Source organism: Pseudomonas sp. S1_G07, assembly GCF_054668565.1.
Window position 1 is genome coordinate 241,116 of record NZ_CP162778.1, and the last position, 16,701, is coordinate 257,816.

Annotated in this window: 17 protein-coding genes; 5 read left to right on the forward strand and 12 right to left on the reverse strand. The window is 60.4% G+C overall.

All coding sequences use genetic code 11. The annotated features are described in order from the left end of the window. From rsfS to AB4O05_RS01080, 3 genes are all read right to left on the reverse strand, one after another. Positions 1-495, reverse strand: a complete 495-nt coding sequence (gene rsfS, locus AB4O05_RS01070; protein ID WP_460133724.1) for a ribosome silencing factor — start codon at positions 493-495, stop codon at positions 1-3. Positions 496-564: 69 nt separating this feature from the next. Next, positions 565-1,209, reverse strand: a complete 645-nt coding sequence (nadD, locus tag AB4O05_RS01075; RefSeq protein ID WP_460133722.1) for a nicotinate-nucleotide adenylyltransferase — start codon at positions 1,207-1,209, stop codon at positions 565-567. Next, positions 1,209-2,474 (reverse strand): glutamate-5-semialdehyde dehydrogenase, encoded by a 1,266-nt coding sequence (locus tag AB4O05_RS01080; protein WP_460133720.1) that lies wholly within the window; start codon positions 2,472-2,474, stop codon positions 1,209-1,211. The genes nadD and AB4O05_RS01080 overlap by 1 nt, the downstream gene beginning before the upstream one ends. A 174-nt stretch (positions 2,475-2,648) precedes the next feature. Between AB4O05_RS01080 and AB4O05_RS01085 the strand changes: the two genes are divergently transcribed. Together AB4O05_RS01085 and AB4O05_RS01090 are read left to right on the forward strand one after the other, a co-directional pair. After that, positions 2,649-3,332 carry a DNA-3-methyladenine glycosylase gene (locus AB4O05_RS01085; RefSeq protein ID WP_460137715.1) on the forward strand — a complete coding sequence of 228 codons (684 nt, stop codon included), beginning with the start codon at positions 2,649-2,651 and terminating at the stop codon, positions 3,330-3,332. Between the two features lie 29 nt (positions 3,333-3,361). Further along, positions 3,362-4,678: a bifunctional DedA family/phosphatase PAP2 family protein gene (locus tag AB4O05_RS01090; RefSeq protein WP_460133718.1), complete on the forward strand. Its 1,317-nt coding sequence runs from the start codon at positions 3,362-3,364 to the stop codon at positions 4,676-4,678. Here the strand turns inward: AB4O05_RS01090 and AB4O05_RS01095 are convergent. The 4 genes from AB4O05_RS01095 to AB4O05_RS01110 all read right to left on the reverse strand — a co-directional run bounded on the left by AB4O05_RS01095 (position 4,672) and on the right by AB4O05_RS01110 (position 6,660). Then, positions 4,672-4,887, reverse strand: a complete 216-nt coding sequence (locus AB4O05_RS01095; protein ID WP_460133717.1) for a hypothetical protein — start codon at positions 4,885-4,887, stop codon at positions 4,672-4,674. The two genes, AB4O05_RS01090 and AB4O05_RS01095, sit on opposite strands and share 7 nt — an antisense overlap. A gap of 94 nt (positions 4,888-4,981) precedes the next feature. Continuing rightward, entirely contained in the window at positions 4,982-5,572 is a 591-nt protein-coding gene (locus tag AB4O05_RS01100; RefSeq protein ID WP_460133714.1) for an LON peptidase substrate-binding domain-containing protein, read from the reverse strand. Positions 5,573-5,593: 21 nt separating this feature from the next. After that, a complete protein-coding gene (locus tag AB4O05_RS01105; RefSeq protein WP_460133712.1) occupies positions 5,594-6,310 on the reverse strand; it encodes an LrgB family protein in 717 nt (238 codons plus the stop codon). Beyond that, positions 6,307-6,660: a CidA/LrgA family protein gene (locus AB4O05_RS01110; protein ID WP_460133711.1), complete on the reverse strand. Its 354-nt coding sequence runs from the start codon at positions 6,658-6,660 to the stop codon at positions 6,307-6,309. Before AB4O05_RS01110 ends, AB4O05_RS01105 begins: the two co-directional genes overlap by 4 nt. A 178-nt stretch (positions 6,661-6,838) precedes the next feature. On the opposite strand from AB4O05_RS01110, the gene AB4O05_RS01115 reads away from it, so the two are divergent. The 3 genes from AB4O05_RS01115 (at position 6,839) to AB4O05_RS01125 (ending at position 9,789) form a co-directional block, all read left to right on the forward strand. Continuing rightward, entirely contained in the window at positions 6,839-7,294 is a 456-nt protein-coding gene (locus AB4O05_RS01115; RefSeq protein ID WP_460133710.1) for a MaoC family dehydratase, read from the forward strand. A gap of 105 nt (positions 7,295-7,399) precedes the next feature. Beyond that, positions 7,400-9,118, forward strand: a complete 1,719-nt coding sequence (locus AB4O05_RS01120; RefSeq protein WP_460133709.1) for a C13 family peptidase — start codon at positions 7,400-7,402, stop codon at positions 9,116-9,118. Positions 9,119-9,147: 29 nt separating this feature from the next. Then, on the forward strand, positions 9,148-9,789 hold the full coding sequence (locus AB4O05_RS01125) for an oxidoreductase (protein ID WP_460133708.1): 642 nt from the start codon (positions 9,148-9,150) through the stop codon (positions 9,787-9,789). 77 nt (positions 9,790-9,866) lie between these two features. Here AB4O05_RS01125 and AB4O05_RS01130 read toward each other — a convergent pair whose 3' ends face one another. From AB4O05_RS01130 to AB4O05_RS01150, 5 genes are all read right to left on the reverse strand, one after another. Next, a complete protein-coding gene (locus AB4O05_RS01130; RefSeq protein ID WP_460133707.1) occupies positions 9,867-10,151 on the reverse strand; it encodes a YceK/YidQ family lipoprotein in 285 nt (94 codons plus the stop codon). Further along, the gene (gene ubiX, locus AB4O05_RS01135) at positions 10,144-10,773 is read right to left on the reverse strand and encodes a flavin prenyltransferase UbiX (RefSeq protein ID WP_460133705.1); all 630 of its coding nucleotides are present in this window, start codon (positions 10,771-10,773) and stop codon (positions 10,144-10,146) included. The genes AB4O05_RS01130 and ubiX overlap by 8 nt, the downstream gene beginning before the upstream one ends. Next, entirely contained in the window at positions 10,770-12,119 is a 1,350-nt protein-coding gene (gene mpl / locus AB4O05_RS01140) for a UDP-N-acetylmuramate:L-alanyl-gamma-D-glutamyl-meso-diaminopimelate ligase (RefSeq protein ID WP_460133704.1), read from the reverse strand. The genes ubiX and mpl overlap by 4 nt, the downstream gene beginning before the upstream one ends. Before the next feature lie 75 nt (positions 12,120-12,194). After that, positions 12,195-15,110 (reverse strand): hypothetical protein, encoded by a 2,916-nt coding sequence (locus tag AB4O05_RS01145; RefSeq protein WP_460133702.1) that lies wholly within the window; start codon positions 15,108-15,110, stop codon positions 12,195-12,197. A 224-nt stretch (positions 15,111-15,334) separates the two neighbouring features. Next, positions 15,335-16,630, reverse strand: coding sequence for a hypothetical protein (locus AB4O05_RS01150; RefSeq protein ID WP_460133701.1), 1,296 nt, complete (start codon positions 16,628-16,630; stop codon positions 15,335-15,337). Positions 16,631-16,701: the final 71 nt, after the last annotated feature.

The following is a 16,701-nucleotide window of genomic DNA, read 5'->3' on the forward strand; positions in this document are numbered from 1 at the left end:
TTATTCCTGGTCTTTGTTGAGCTTGTCGAAGTGCGCATGGCCCACTTCCGGGCTGTGGTGCCTGCCATCGGCGGCACGGCTCTGTTCGGCGCCTTTCCACAGACGCTCCAGGTCGTAGAACTGACGGGCGTTGGAGGTCATCATGTGAACGATCACGTCGTCCATGTCCAGCAGCACCCAGTCGCTGTCGCCCTTGCCTTCTTCACCCAACGGCTTGACGCCTTGGGCTTTGACCGCTTCACGGACCTTGTCGAGCATCGCGCCGATCTGGCGATTGGAGGTACCGGTGGCGATGATCATGAAGTCGGTGATGCTCTGCTTGTCGCGCACGTTCAGGATCTGGATGTCCTGGGCCTTGACGTCTTCCAGGGCAGCCACGGCCACTTTTACCAGCTCTTCGCCAGCCAGTTCCGGGCCTACGTGGGCTTCAACCGGCAGTGGCGCGCTTTTGAACGTGCCTTTGCGTTTTACTTTGCTTACGTCTTTGTTCGTCATAAAAAACTCGTTTTGCTCATATGTTCGGGCACTCGCTGCACGACTGTTCGTGCGTTCGAGCGCGCCTTTTCAGTTCGACGCACGGTAAAGCCCGTGCGCATCGATGTAGGCCAGGACCGCGTCAGGCACCAGGAAACGTACCGACTTCCCGCTGGCCAGCAGTTGACGGATCTGGGTGGCAGACACCGCAAGCGGGGTCTGCCAGACGAATGCAATATTCCCGTTCGGCCCGGTCAGGGCCAAGGGGTCACTTACCGACCGCGCGGCCAGCAGGTTGCGCAGGGCATCCGGCGGTTCGCTGTCGGCATCCGGGCGTTGCAGCACCAGGATGTGGCAATGCTGGAGGAGTTCCTCCCAGCGATGCCAAGAGGGCAGGCCGCAAAAAGCGTCCCAGCCCAAAAGCAGAAACACCTGGTCGTCCGCCGCCAGCTCGGCGCGCATCAGTTCCAGGGTGTCGACAGTGTAGGACGGTTTATCGCGTTTGAGTTCGCGGTCGTCCACCACCAGCAGCGGGATACCCTCTACCGCCAGGCGCACCATTTCCAGGCGTTGTTGCGGTGACACCTGGGGGGTGTCGCGATGCGGCGGCCGAAAATTGGGGATCAGGCGCAGCTCATCCAATGCCAGGGCATCCGCGACCTCCAGGGCACTGCGCAAATGGCCGATGTGCACGGGGTCGAAGGTACCGCCGAGCAGCCCGATGCGTTTAGCCATCAAGTGCGCACATGACCGTCGCCGAACACCACGTACTTCTCGCTGGTCAGGCCTTCCAGGCCAACCGGGCCGCGGGCGTGGAGCTTGTCGGTGGAAATACCGATCTCCGCCCCCAGGCCGTACTCGAAGCCGTCGGCAAAGCGCGTCGAGGCGTTGATCATCACCGACGCGGAATCCACTTCGGTGAGAAAACGCCGGGCATCGCTGAAATGCTCGGAAACAATGGCGTCGGTGTGCTTGGAACCATATTTGTTGATGTGTTCGATGGCCTGGTCCAGGTCGTCGACGATGCGGATCGACAGGATCGGCGCCGTGTACTCGGTGTACCAGTCCTGTTCGGTCGCCTCGATCACGTCCGCGCCCAGCAGCGCTCGGGTGCGCTCGCAGCCGCGCAGTTCCACGCCCTTGTCGCGGTAGATGGCAGCCAGCGGCGGCAGCACGCGTTCGGCAATGCCGGCGTGCACCAGCAGGGTTTCCATGGTGTTGCACGGGGCATAGCGGTGGGTCTTGGCGTTATCGGCGATACGGATCGCCTTGTCGATATCGGCGGCGATGTCGATGTATACATGGCACACGCCGTCCAGGTGTTTGATCACCGGCACCTTGGCATCGCGGCTGACGCGCTCGATCAGGCCCTTGCCACCGCGCGGCACGATCACGTCGACGAATTCCGGCATGGTGATCAGCGCGCCCACGGCGGCGCGGTCGGTGGTTTCCACCACTTGCACCACTTCGGCCGGCAACTCGGCCACGGCCAGGCCCTGCTGGATGCAGGTGGCAATGGCGCGGTTGGAATGGATGGCCTCGGAACCGCCACGCAGGATGGTGGCATTGCCGGACTTGAGGCACAGGCTCGCGGCGTCGATGGTCACGTTCGGGCGCGACTCATAGATGATGCCGATCACGCCCAGGGGCACGCGCATCTTGCCGACCTGAATGCCGGACGGCAGGTAACGCATATCGCGGATTTCACCGATGGGGTCAGGTAGCTTCGCCACCTGACGCAGGCCTTCGATCATGTCGTCGATACGCGCCGGCGTCAGCGCCAGGCGGTCCAGCAGGGCCGGCTCCAGGCCATTGGCGCGGCCGTTGGCCAGGTCCCGCTCATTGGCGGCGGTGAGCTCGGAGCGCGAAGCATCCAGAGCATCGGCCGCGGCCAGCAAGGCACGGTTCTTCTGCGCGGTGCTCGCACGGGCGATCAACCGCGAGGCCTGACGGGCAGCGCGACCCAGGCGGGTCATGTAGTCAAGAACGGACTCAGTCATGGTCAGGGAGTCTTGGCAAAGAGGAAAGCGGCAGATTATAGCTGTGACGCCGCCCGACTGACAGCGGTGAGGGGCGGATGGTCGAAATGAACTGTAAAAACCTGAGGTTCAGCGGTAATTAAGGTGGGAGTTGTTATGATTCTGTCACATTTAGCCGTATTTACCCCTGCCGCCATGCCCAACTCTTTACCCGAACGCCCCGCCAGCGCCCTGCCCGACAGCTTCTTCGACCGCGACGCACAATTGCTCGCGCGCCAATTGCTCGGCAAAGTCATACGCCATCGCGTCGGCGACCTCTGGCTTTCAGCGCGAATTATTGAAACCGAAGCCTATTACGTGGCCGAAAAAGGCAGCCACGCTTCGCTCGGCTACACAGAAAAGCGTAAGGCTTTGTTTCTGGATGGCGGTCATATCTACATGTACTACGCCCGTGGCGGCGACTCCCTGAACTTCAGCGCCCATGGGCCGGGCAATGCGGTGCTGATCAAGTCGGCTTATCCGTGGGTCGATAACCTTTCCGGCCCCGCCAGCCTGGCGCAGATGCTGCTGAACAACCCGACTGCCAACGGCAGCCCACGCCCGTCGCAGAAGTTGTGCGCCGGGCAGACGCTGCTATGCAAGGCATTAGGGTTGAAAGTGCCGATGTGGGATGCCAAGCGTTTCGACCAGGAGCAGTTGTATGTGGAGGATGTGGGCCAGGCGCCCACCCAAATCATCCAGACCACCCGCCTGGGCATTCCCAGCGGGCGCGACGAACACCTGATGTACCGTTTCGTCGATGCCGGCTATGCGCCCTATTGCACGCGGAACCCGCTGCGCCGGGGCCAGGTCGAAGGCCGCGACTATTTCTTGATTTAAATACATAAACACCCGATGGAGTGGATTGTATGAGCCAATGGCTCGATAGCATTACCGGCTGGCTGACCCTGAACCCACAATGGCTGGCGGTGGCTGTGTTTATCGTCGCGTGCGTGGAGTGCCTGGCGATTGCCGGGCTGATCGTGCCCGGCACGGTGCTGCTGTTTGCCATTGCCGCACTGGCCGGCAGCGGTGCGCTGTCCCTGAGCGAAACCCTGCTGCTGGGCTTTCTTGGCGGGTTGTTGGGCGATGGGGTGTCCTACTTCCTGGGCCGACACTTCCATCAGAACATCCGCCGCCTGCCCGGCCTGCGTCATCATCCCGAGTGGATGAACGGCGCGGAAACCTACTTCCACAAGTACGGCATCGCCAGCCTGCTGGTCGGGCGTTTCATCGGCCCGCTGCGCCCGATGCTGCCGATGGTGGCCGGCATGTGCGACATGCCATTCCCGCGCTTCGCCCTGGTGAGCCTGCTCGCAGCGGCCGGCTGGTCGGTGGCCTACCTGCTGCCGGGCTGGGCTACCGGCGCCGCCTTCCGCCTGCCGTTGCCTGCAGGTTTCTGGCCGGAAGCCGGGGTTGTCACGGCGTGCCTCGCGGTGCTGCTGGGGCTGAGCCTGAACAGCAGCCTGCGTGGCCAGCGACGAGCGACATTATGGGTAGGCTGCGCCAGTTCGACCCTGCTGATCGCGCTGTTTATCGGCTACCCCCATCTCAACGATTTCGATCAGGGCCTGAGCGCCCTGGTGCAGGAGCACCGCAGCGCCTGGCTGGACGAGACCATGGTCAGGATTACCCAACTGGGCGAATTCAAGAAAATGTTCGTCGCCAGCGCCGTGTTCACCGGCCTGCTGTTGCTGGCTCGACAGTGGCGCCACGCGATCTTTGTCGGCGCCACACTGGCCGGCGCGGCAGTCATCAACACCGGTACCAAGCTGTTTTTCGCTCGTGGCCGCCCGGACATCCTGACAGACCCTTTGACCAGCTTCAGCATGCCCAGCGGCCATGCCTCGGGGGCTTTTGCGTTTTTCCTGGCCCTGGCAGTGCTGGCCGGACGCGGCCAACCCACGCGGCTGCGCCTGACCTGGTTGCTGCTGGGGTGTATCCCCGCCGCCTTCATCGCGTTGTCGCGGGTGTACCTCGGTGCTCACTGGCCGTCGGATATCCTCGCCGGAACCCTTCTGGCAATGGCGGTGTGTGCGTTCAGCCTGGCCGCTATCCAGTACCGCAGCCCACTGCCGCCGATGTCGGCCAAGGCCTGGTGGCTGGTGTTACCGGCCGTGGTGGCCGTGCTCGGCTTTATCGCGTTTACCGGCACGCCCCACGCGCTGCTCAGGTATGCCTACTGACCCTTGGCCGGGCCGATCCAGTCCACCGGGGCGGCCCGACGTTCGACACAACGCTCGCGCCGCTCCAGCAGCATTTCATCGGCGATCTCTGCGGCGCGCTCGGCGATAAACTCGGCGCCGCGTTTTTCATAGTGCGGGATCAATTGCGTGGTGACGCTGACCAAAAACCCATCCCAGACGGCCAGTTCCGATTGCGTGAGTCGAATCATTTTTCATCCCCGGATCAATGTGTGTGATCGGAAACTATTTCAGGCGCGCTCAGGGTTGAATGAAGGAAAAATCTGAAAATCGCTTCAGACACGCTCAGTTGAACAATTCACCCTGCAGTTCATCCAGCAACATCTGGATCGCGTCCAGGCGCTGCTGCGGGTCATCGAGCCGCAGCAGGTCGACTTTGTCGGCGTCGGCAAACGGCAGCAGGTAGGCCAACTGATTGCCCAGGGAGTGCTGGCCGTCGGCGCAGGCGTCCATGTCCAGCGACGCGACCATCGGGTGCTCGGCCAAGGCCTGGAGCAGGGCCAGCAGGTCGGCGTCTTCCTCCTCCAGCACCTGGTCCGGCAACTCCTGCAGCCATTGCACCTCGCCGACCAGCAGGTGGTCCTTCTGCACCTGGGCGTCAAGCACACAGAAACGTCGCCCGCCTTCGACGCGAATCCCCAACAGGCCGTTGTCCTGCTGCTTGAAGTCGCGGATCAGCGCTTCGCAGCCGATCAGTGCGTAGCCATCCGGGGCCGTGCCCACTTCAACGCCATCAAGGATGCACACCACACCGAAGCCTTCGCCCTTTTTCATGCAGCGGCCAATCATGTCCAGATAGCGTGCTTCAAATATTTGCAGGTCAAGGGTGCAACCTGGGAACAACACGGTATTGAGCGGGAACAGCGCCAGACTCATAAAGCCTTCCTTAAACCTGGTTTAAACAATGACCGACACCGCCAGCGGCAGGAACACCGCCGTGGCCACGCCCATCAGACTCATGGCCAGCGCGGCAAAGGCGCCGCACTCCTCGCTTTCCTGCAGGGCCACCGAGGTGCCGACCGCGTGGGCCGTCATGCCCAGGGCCATGCCGCGCGCCTCGGGGCTGTGCACCCCCAGGCGCGAGAGCAGCGCCGGGCCGATCATCGCGCCGATCACCCCGGTGATCAGCACAAACACCGCCGCCAATGCCGCCACGCCGCCGATCTGCTCGGCCACCAGCATGGCGATCGGCGAGGTCACCGATTTGGGGGCCATGGTCATCAACACCATGTGTTCGGCACCAAACCACCAGCCCAGCCACACGCACAGCCCGGTGGCCACCACGCCGCCTATCACCAGCGTAGTAAAAATCGGCCAGAACAATTGGCGAATCCGTCGCAGGTTCAGATAAAGCGGCACCGCCAGGGCCACCGTCGCCGGCCCCAGCAGGATGCCCATGATCTCGGTGCTCTTGCGGTACTCGGCGTAGCTCAGGCCACAGCCGAGCAACACGCCGATCACCAGCAGCATGGAGACCAGCACCGGTTGCAGGAAAATCCAGCGGGTTTTCTCGAAGCCCGCCAGCACCAGTTGGTAGGCGCCGAGGGTGATGCCGATACCGAACAGAGGATGGTGAATCACCGCCGCCCACGCGCCTTGCCAGTCGACGATCATTGATCCTTCTCCTTGCGCTTGACCATCTGCTGCATCAGCAGACCGACAAAGCCCATGGCGATCACCAGGGACAACACCAGCGCGCCGACGATGGCCCAGAAGTCCGCGGCGATATCCTTGGCGTATACCATCACCCCCACCGCCGGCGGCACCAGCAGCAACGGCAGGTAACGCAACAGGCTGCTGGCCGCCAGGCTCAGGGGCTCGCCGACTTCGCCACGCCAGATCAGGAAGCCCAGCATCAGCAGCAGGCCGATGATCGGCCCCGGCAATACCGGCAGCAGCAAATGGTTGATCGCCGTGCCGATCAATTGAAACAGCACCAGCCATGTCAGACCGCGTAACAGCATCCGCTCTCTCCCCCCTCAGGACTCGCCCGCATTATAAGCACGCCAGCGCTATGCATCGGCATTCGCCAAAAGCATGGTGGGTTGACCGGGCTGGTTGGCCATGATGATCTACATTGGTTCTCTGACACACACGAAAATACCGACTTCGTATAAAAACGATGAACCAAGGAGAGACGCAATGCCCTATGTACCTGTAGCGCAGCTCAAAGATTATGTCGGCAAGGAACTGGGACGTTCCGAATGGCTCACCATCGACCAGGCGCGTATCAACCTGTTCGCAGAGGCCACTGGCGATCATCAGTTCATCCACGTCGACCCGGTCAAGGCCGCGCAAACCCCTTTCGGCAGCACCATTGCCCATGGTTTCCTGTCGCTGTCACTGATGCCCAAGCTGCTGGAAGACATCCTGATCATGCCCGAAGGCCTGAAAATGGCCGTCAACTACGGCCTGGACAGCGTGCGCTTCATCCAGCCGGTGAAGGTCGATTCCAAGGTGCGCCTGAACGTCACCCTCACCGATGTCACCGAGAAAAAGCCCGGCCAATGGCTGTTCAAGGCCACCGCCACCCTGGAGATCGAAGGCCAGGAAAAACCGGCTTACATCGCCGAGTCGCTGTCACTCTGCTTCGTGTAAGGCCTGGCCTGTGGTGAGGCGCTATTGCTCACCACAGCGTATGTAAATTTATGTATGAACCTCGCAGCTGCGGCATACTCGGCGCTCAATTATCCGGATCCCGCTATGCGCCCACTCGCTCCCCTTGCCCTTGCCCTGTTGCTCACCGCTTGCGGAGACGGCGAATCGCTGTTGCCGCCCGATGCGCGCCTGCCCGATGGCGGCCGCTACCGTGGCGATGTGGTCAATGGCTTGCTGCAAGGCCAGGGTCGCGTCGATTACCCCAATGGCAGCTGGTACGCCGGGGCGTTCGACAAAGGCCAGTGGCATGGCCAGGGCGAATGGCATGGCAGCAACGGCGAAGTCTATAAAGGCCAGTTCCAGCAGGGCCTGTTCGACGGCCAGGGCAGCCTGACCACCGCGGGCAGCCAGTATGTCGGCGGTTTCAAGAATGGCCGGCGCAACGGCGAAGGCACCCTCAAAGAGGGGCAAATGACCTATCGCGGCGAATTCAAGGATGACCAGTACTCCGGCCTTGGGCGCCTGGAGCTCGCCGATGGCAGCCAGTATCAGGGCCAGTTCGCCCACGGCAAGCCGAACGGCGAAGGCCAGCGCAACGACGACAGCGGCAACCAGTTCAGCGGCCACTTCGTCGATGGCCAGCTGGAAGGCAACGGCACCTTCAACAGCGCCGACGGCGACATCTACGTCGGCCAGTTCAAGCAGAACCAGCTCAACGGCAAAGGCCGCTACGAGAACGCCGACGGCGACGTGTGGATCGGCCAGTTCAAAGAGGGCGCGCTCAGCGGCAAGGGCGAGCTGATCGCCGTGGATGGCAGCCATTACGTCGGCCAGTTCAGCGATTGGCGCTTTACCGGTGAAGGTCGCCTGAACCTCACCGACGGCAGCTTCTATATCGGCGGTTTCGACAGCGACAACTATCAGGGCCGTGGCACTCTGGTCCTCACCGACGGTACGGTGCAGGCCGGCACGTGGGTCAACGGCATGCGCGTACGCGATTCCGACGGCAAGCTGTTGCCCGACCCACTGGAAATCGGCGTACTGGCCCAGGGCCGCCTGCTCGACGCAGCCCTCGCCGCCGTGCCTGCCTCTACCCCCGCCGTAGAGCTATACACCCTGGCGGTGGCCGGCGACGGCAAGCAGAGCGTGTTCCTGCGCGAAGCCGATTACGTCAGCAATATGCTCGCTACCCGCTTCGGTGCGCGGGGCCAGGTGCGCCTAGTCAACCACCGCGACCACATCACCGACCGCCCCCTGGCCACCCGCGAGAGCCTGCGCCGCGCCGTGCAGACTCTGGCCGAACGCAGCGGGCCGGAAGACCTGGTGTTTATCTACCTGACCAGCCATGGCACCCACGAACATGAACTGGTGCTGGACCAGCCGCGCATGGAACTGGCCGACCTGCCCGCCGATGAGCTGGCGGCCGTGCTTGCGCCGCTGAAGAATCGGGACAAGATCATCGTGATTTCCGCCTGTTATTCCGGCGGTTTCATCCCGGCGCTCAAAGACGAACACACCCTGATCATGACCGCCTCGCGGGCCGATCGAGTGTCGTTCGGTTGCTCCGAGGAAGCCGACTTTACCTACTTCGGCGACGCCCTCTTCGTCCAGGCCTTCAACCAGACCGACGACTTGCAGCAAGCCTTCAAGCTGGCACAACTGCATGTAAGCGAACGCGAACAGGCGGACAACTTCGAGCCATCCGAACCGCAGATCTGGGCCCCCAAAGGAGTGATCGCCCATTGGCAACTATTACGCAAGCAGCAGGCACGAAAGGCGCTCGAAAGCGTCTCAATGAATAGCAAGGAAGCCAAGGGCAACTAAGCTGTAACGTGTAATAAGGGGGAAACACCATGTACCTGACGCCTCAGCATATCTTGCTCGCCGGAGCCTCTGGCCTCACCGGCGAACACCTGCTCGACCGCCTGCTCAACGAACCCACCGTGACCCGCGTGCTGGCACCCACCCGCAAGCCACTGGCCGAACACCCGCACCTGGAAAACCCGGTGGGCGACCCGGCGGTGCTCCTGCCACAACTGAGCGGCCAGGTCGATATCGCCTTCTGCTGCCTGGGCACCACCCTCAAGAAAGCCGGCTCCGAAGCAGCCTTCCGTGCTGTCGACCTGGACATGGTCGTGGCCTTCGCCAAACGCGCGCGGGAAATGGGCGCGCGGCACCTGATCGTGATCAGCGCGATTGGCGCCGACCCGAAATCCTCGGTCTTCTACAACCGCGTCAAAGGGGAAATGGAGCAGGCACTGAAGGCCCAGGACTGGCCGCAACTGACCATCGTGCGGCCTTCATTGCTGCTGGGGGAACGGCTGGAACCCCGCTTGGCCGAGCAACTGGCCGGGCCCCTGTCACGCCTGATCCCGGGCAAGTACCACGGCATCGAAGTGTGCGAACTGGCCCGCGCCATGTGGCGCCTGGCGCTGGAAGAACAGGATGGGGTGCGGATCGTCGAATCGGACGAGTTGCGCAAGCTCGGCAAGTAAAGGCCAACACAAACCCCATGTGGGAGCGCGGGCCTGCCCGCTCCCACATGGGTTCAGTGATGCCGGCGAGATTTACGTCATAGCCCGCCCGTGGCGTTAAACCCTACTCCCAACACCGTCAACGCCGACAACGGCAACAGCAGCGTATCGAGCAACGCACTGGCCGGCAGGTCGACGCCGGGATAGCTCGGCGCCTCGGCACCAAACCGGTCTTTGGCGCAACAACCACCGTTCATGGCATACAAATCCAGGCGCGTGCCGGCGTAAACCACTGGCGCGCCCGGTTTCGCGGCGTCCAGCGTGCGCACGGTGGCGCAGCCTGTCAGGTGCAGTGCCAGCACCACCAGCAAGACCTTATTCATCGCTGCCCAAATGGTGCTCACCCCAACGCGGCAACATGTCCTGGGGGATATTCAACAGGTTGAGAATGCGCGCCACCACAAAGTCCACCAGATCATCGATGGTCTGCGGCTGGTGATAGAACCCCGGCGAGGCCGGCAAGATGGTCACGCCCATGTTCGACAGCTTGAGCATGTGCTCCAGATGAATGCTCGAATACGGCGCCTCGCGCGGCACCAGGATCAACTGGCGACGCTCCTTCAAGGTCACGTCCGCCGCGCGCTCGATCAGGTTGTTGCAGGCGCCGGTGGCGATCGCCGACAAGGTGCCGGTGGAACACGGCACCACCACCATCGCCGCTGGCGCACCGGAGCCGGAGGCCACCGGCGACATCCAGTCCTCCTTTGCGTAGACCCTGATCTGCCCCGCTGCCGCGCCGGTGTATTCGGTGAGGAAGGCCTGCATCATCTGCACCTTGGGCGGCAACGCAACGTCGGTCTCGGTGGCCATCACCAATTGCGCGGCCTTGGAGATCAGGAAGTGCACCTCGCGGTCTTCGCGCACCAGGCAATCGAGCAAGCGCAGGCCATAGGGCGCGCCGGATGCACCGGTCATGGCCAGGGTGACACGTTCCGGCCCGCTCATTTCAGCGCCTCGGCCAGTTTGCCGTGCAGGCCACCGAAGCCACCGTTGCTCATGATCACCACGTGGGTGCCGGGCCTGGCCTGCTGCTTGACGCGATCAATGATCGCATCGAGGGAATCACACACGATGGAAGGCACGGTGCACAGGGCGGCAATCGCCGGCAAGTCCCAGCCGAGGTTGGCCGGGGCGTACCACACCACCAGGTCGGCATCGTTGACGCTTTCCGGCAGGCCGTCGCGGTGCGCGCCGAGCTTCATGGAGTTGGAGCGCGGTTCAACAATCGCGATCACCTGGGCATCACCGACACGCTTGCGCAGGCCGTCGAGGGTGGTGGCAATCGCCGTGGGGTGGTGGGCAAAGTCGTCATAGATAGTAATACCGTTCACGTCGGCGACTTTTTCCATGCGCCGCTTCACGCTTTTGAACGCGCTCAAGGCAGCAATCCCCATCGACGGCACCACACCCACATGGCGCGCGGCCGCCAAGGTGACCAGGGCGTTGGCGACGTTGTGCTGGCCGGTCATGTCCCACTCGACCACACCTTGCGGCTCGCCGTCGAACAGCACTTCAAACCTGGAGCCATCGTCGCTGAGCAACTTGACCTGCCACTGCCCGCCGACGCCGGTGGTTTGCACCGGCGTCCAGCAGCCCATCTCGATCACGCGCTGCAATGCCGGCTCGGTGGTGGGGTGAATCACCAGGCCCTCGCTCGGGATGGTGCGCACCAAATGGTGGAACTGCCGCTCGATGGCTGCCAGGTCCGGGAAGATGTCCGCGTGATCGAACTCAAGGTTATTGAGGATCGCCGTACGCGGGCGGTAGTGGACGAACTTGGAGCGCTTGTCGAAGAACGCGCTGTCGTACTCGTCGGCCTCGATGACGAAGAACGGCGTATCGCCCAGGCGTGCCGACACCGAGAAATTCTGTGGCACACCGCCGATCAGGAAGCCCGGGCTCATGCCCGCGTGCTCCAACACCCACGCCAGCATGCTGCTGGTGGTGGTCTTGCCATGGGTGCCGGCAACGGCCAGCACCCAGCGGCCTTGCAGCACATGGTCGGCCAGCCATTGCGGGCCGGACACATAAGGCAAGCCTTGGTTAAGCACGTATTCGACCGCCGGGTTGCCACGGGACATGGCATTGCCGATCACCACCAGGTCCGGGACCGGGTTGAATTGCGAGGGGTCGTAGCCTTGAGTCAGCTCGATGCCCTGGGCCTCGAGTTGTGTGCTCATGGGCGGGTAAACATTGGCATCAGAGCCTGTTACGTGATGGCCCAGCTCCTTGGCCAGAACGGCCATCGAACCCATGAAGGTGCCGCAGATACCGAGAATATGAATATGCATGGTTGACCTCGAAAACATTGAGGCAGGTTAGCGCAGGGAGGGGCAAATCGCACTCTTTAGGTGAGCGACCTGTCGCTAGGGTGGCCCCTCCTTGAGCAGCGCCTGCGCCTGTGTCAGTGCCTTATGGATGGCTGCCGTCTTTTTTTCAATCCTGCCCATTCGATCCGCAAGCCCTGTGTACGGCTGGCCAGACGTTTGATCGGGTTGGTAAGGTTTGAAGAAAATCTCCAAACGCTCAGTCATCTCGCTGGTGTACTCCTCCAGGGTCGTCAACTCAGCTTCCACTTGGTCGATCTTTTCCCGAGGCTGGCTGGCCCCTTGGATATCGCCTCCTTTTACGTCAGGCCACCACTCCTGCAGCACTTTCCAGAGCGCCATCACCGCTTCTGTACAGGCCTCCAGCCGAGATTGAAGCGCCGGATCGACAAATTCTTTCTCTGAATCAGTGCCTGTCACCGGCACATCAGCGAGATTTACACCGGCCACGCGGACATCAGGCCGTGCATATTTCGCGTTGATCTTCGTCTGTATCAGGCTGGTGGCAAGCGAGGTGATGACATCCGTGGCGATGCTTATGGCGATGCCAGCGACGGCGGAACGACGCTGACTGACAAAGCCTCGCAACGGCGCGCCATACGGCGTGCCGGTGGCGCGGTCAACGGCATACCACCTTCCGTTACGCTGTACGGCGATGACGGGAACCGCATCCCCCTTGGCGCCGAGAGGCCGGTAGATGCCGTCAGCGATACCGTCTTTGTTACCCGCCAGAGGAATATCGAAACGACCAGTGCGCCCACCGACACCGCGCAGTTTCTGGAAACCTGCCTTGCCCAGCTTAAACACGCCACGGCTCGCATCAAAAACCGCCTGGAGCGGGTTGATCGCCTTCAATCCCGCAACCCCAAACCCCTTAATGAAGTTGAGCGAGGCGCCCATCCCGGTTTTCACCCCGAGCTTGACGCCTTGAATGCCTCCTTTTAAGCCGGGAATAAAAAAACCAAACAAGTCCAGTGCCAGATGGAAAAGACCTTCGGTAGGCCTGCCATTCACAAAGCTCTCCACCGTATTGTAGAAGGGGATCAAACCCAAAAAGAATGCGCGGACCGACGCGGTAAGTTGTGTCTCCCGTTCTTGCTGCGTAGTGCCATTGGCTGCAGCTTTTGCCTCATTCAGACCCCGTGTGTAATAAGCGCTGACAGAGCCGGCCAACATTTCGGTTTTCTGCGATGAAAGGGTCGCGGGTGGGTCGGGGTGCTCGCCCCGCCTTTCGACTTCCAGCGATTTGTTGGGGTAGATGGAGAAGGCCAGGAAATCTACCGGGTCTTTTTTCGGTGATGAGCGGCCCAGGGTCTGCCACAAAATTGTCACCGCGGGCTCTTTGCCTTCCGGCGAGTCCGGCCGCGACAGGGAGAAGTACAAACGCGAGCCTGGGAACTGCAGGCCCGACCTTGTGGGGTCGGCATCCTTAATGATGCGTCCCTGGGCGGGCGAGTAAAGATAATGACAAGTCTTGCCATCCCGCTCGGCCCGGATGAGGATTGCGCCGCTCTTTATATACGGGTGAATTTTATGATCGCGGCTGACCGGCCCTTGGTGGGAGCCCGGCACCACCAGATTGAAGGTGGTCACCTTGCCGTACTCGATCAGCCGGCGATCTTCGAGCGGCAACAACGAAAGCTGATAGTTGAACTGTGCCTTGAAAGCGTCTTTCAGACCTTGGATGTAGGCGTCGAACCTTTCGTCAAAGCGCTCTTTGATATTTGGAAGTTTCGACAGGCCCAAGTTAACTTTAACGGTCGTGAACTCCGGGTCACTGGATATCCAAAAATGTTTACCCAAGTCGCCTGACATGTATATATCCAGCAATGAGTAAGCTTTACGTCCAGGAGAGCCTGGAACGGTATCGGCAAGAAGCGGCCGCGCAAAAAACTTTTCATTTTCGACCCCGTACACACGCCGCAACTCTTCAAGTGCCAGGTCCCGCCGGGTCGGCATCGGCGTGGTCAGCGCAGTGACGGAGTCCGCCAGAGTCTTGTGATGCGCTTGCATGGCATTTAAGGCGCGCTCGATGTCCTCGGGAGAATAGGCATCCTCTTTTTGTTCACGAATAACGCCATTGGCAATCGCCCAATCGGTCACGGCCGCCATGTGCGCCAATTGCTGCTCGCGCTTTTCAACCTCCGAGACAGGCTCACTGTCATCGAAGGCCATGATCTCCTGGTAGGTCATGTTCGCCGAGCCGCCAGGCTGCCTTGCCTCTATCCGCGAGACGGCGGCACTGAAGCTTGCCCATTGATGAGAGCCATATACCATCGTCGAGGGCAGCCCCTTGATCAGAAACTCGGGGGCTGAGACCGACAGCAGTTGAAAGGCGATGACCCTGGCATGCGCCTCGCCGAAGCGGGTGGCCAGATGGGCTTCGAAACGCTTGACGATTTCACCAGGGGAATACCCCCAGTTACCCTGCTGGCGCAATGAATACCCAGCCAGCTCGTTGCGATTCAGGCCGTCGGCGGGTTCCACATCCAGGACTAAAGCACTCAGCAAAACGTCCCTGATACTGGTTGCGGTCGGATACGCATCGACACTGTCCTGAAGCAACTTGCCCAGGGTTTGAGCCGCTGGGGAGTCGAGGATGGCATTGAGCATTTTCCCTGGCTCAGCCTTGGCCGGCCGCAGCTTCTCGGGCATCGCACGAAGCAGGAGCTTAACAAGACTGGGTGTACCCGCGCCATCAGACGCCGACTGCGGCTGGCGCCCTTTCCACGCGCTGATGACCTCCCGTAATACAACCTTGGCGTCATTAGTCAGCGGCGCGTCTTTAGTTAACAGCCCGCCATAATCAACGGTAGGCGTAAATGAAGATGATGCAACGTTGCGGCGATACCGCGAAGGGGCATGGGCGCTGGATATACCCGCGGGAACAGTATCACCTGCATCATGATTCTTCGAGAGTTTGCCATATTGGGAAAGTGCCACTTGGCTGGACAATATTGTCACCGTCGAATGCTTTGAAAGCATATCCTCACATCCCAGGATCGTTACACTCAACAACGGAAAAAATAAAATAGCCCGCCACCGTCACTCCATTCAGTGCCAGGCCCAAAACTCATGATCGACGACAAAGTCGTCCCTAGATATCCACCGTCGCAAGCAAAACAACAGATTACGACGCGCACTACACCGATCTGCGCGATGTTAAATAACAAACAAGATTATTCGACCTTCGCCGAGTCGCTCATTTGCTTCAAGATTTTGGTCTGCGCCTGATTCAATTTACTTATTCTATTTTCGATTGTGTCGAGACGTTCTTCCAGCCCTTCCATCCCTGCGGCAGCCGCATTATCCGCAATGTAAGGCTTGAAGAAGACCTCATGCTGGTCGGCCAGCTCCTTGGTGTGCTCTTCAGCGAAATCCAATAAATTCTCAAGTTGGGTCATGCGCTCAAGCGGATCCTTCGACCAACTCTGGTCAGGCACCCAACCCGTCTTGGTATCCCCGTGTTTGATCACCATCGACTGATTAGCCATCGTGAACGCCGTGACCTGAGCCTCATTCATTCGGGGATACAGCGTCGCCAGATCAGGCCCCTTGGGTGCATCTGGCCGCTCTACCGAAGACTTCGCGATAGGGGTGGGGGGAATCATGGGTTGAGGCAGATAGGAAGCCTTGATCTGCTCGCTGGCTGCTGTAGATCCGGCATACGCCCCGATATTAATAGGCGCAGAAACCACCCCTGTTATCCCGGCGCTGATCGCCGAATCGCGCGCGACATGGGCTGCCGATGGCGAAGAAGAAATGATGCCTGTCTTGACCATTTTTTCGGCATCCATCATACGGGTCATCGCTTCCGCAATGGTCATTTTAGGTGGGCTGACGGGCTTGGGAGCCTTGTTTTTCCAATCGATCATTTGCTGGGTGATTTTAGGCGGAAGCAACTGCTCATGAGGTTCATTGTTACCTTTCGCCGCGTTGAGCCTATCCCTTGCCACCTTGCCGTCCTTATCGAGAGGCCTTCCGATTTTATCAACCAGAACCCCTTCTCGATTCACCAGCTTTCCATCTCGGTCAACCAAATGGCCCTCAGTATTGACCAGACGCCCCGAGGTATTCACTAAACGGCCCTGATGATCGACAAGATGCCCTTTATCATTAACCAATTTTCCTTGGGTGTTGATCAAATGCCCTTTTTCATTGATCAAACGCCCCTTATCATCTATCGCCTGGCCGCTATTATTGACGCGCTGCCCTTGATCATTGATTCGTTGATTCTTGCTATTTATCAAGTGACCGTGCTTGTCAACTGCGTGGCCTTTATCGTTGAGACGTTGACCTTGTTTATTAAAAAGTTGCCCATTCTTATAATAACTTCCCGCAGGAGCATTAGAAGGAACCTTACTTCCCCCGGAGCTACCGCCTTGAGGTTTTTTACCCACGCCGCTCAGGCTGGGAGTATGTTTCGAAATATTCGGCATATTCATCACCCACAAACAATAGAGATATAACTTCATCACGAAGCCATACAGCTTCTATCCATTATGTGGCCCTGAAGACAAAACAGTTCCTTGCGGTAAATACCTTA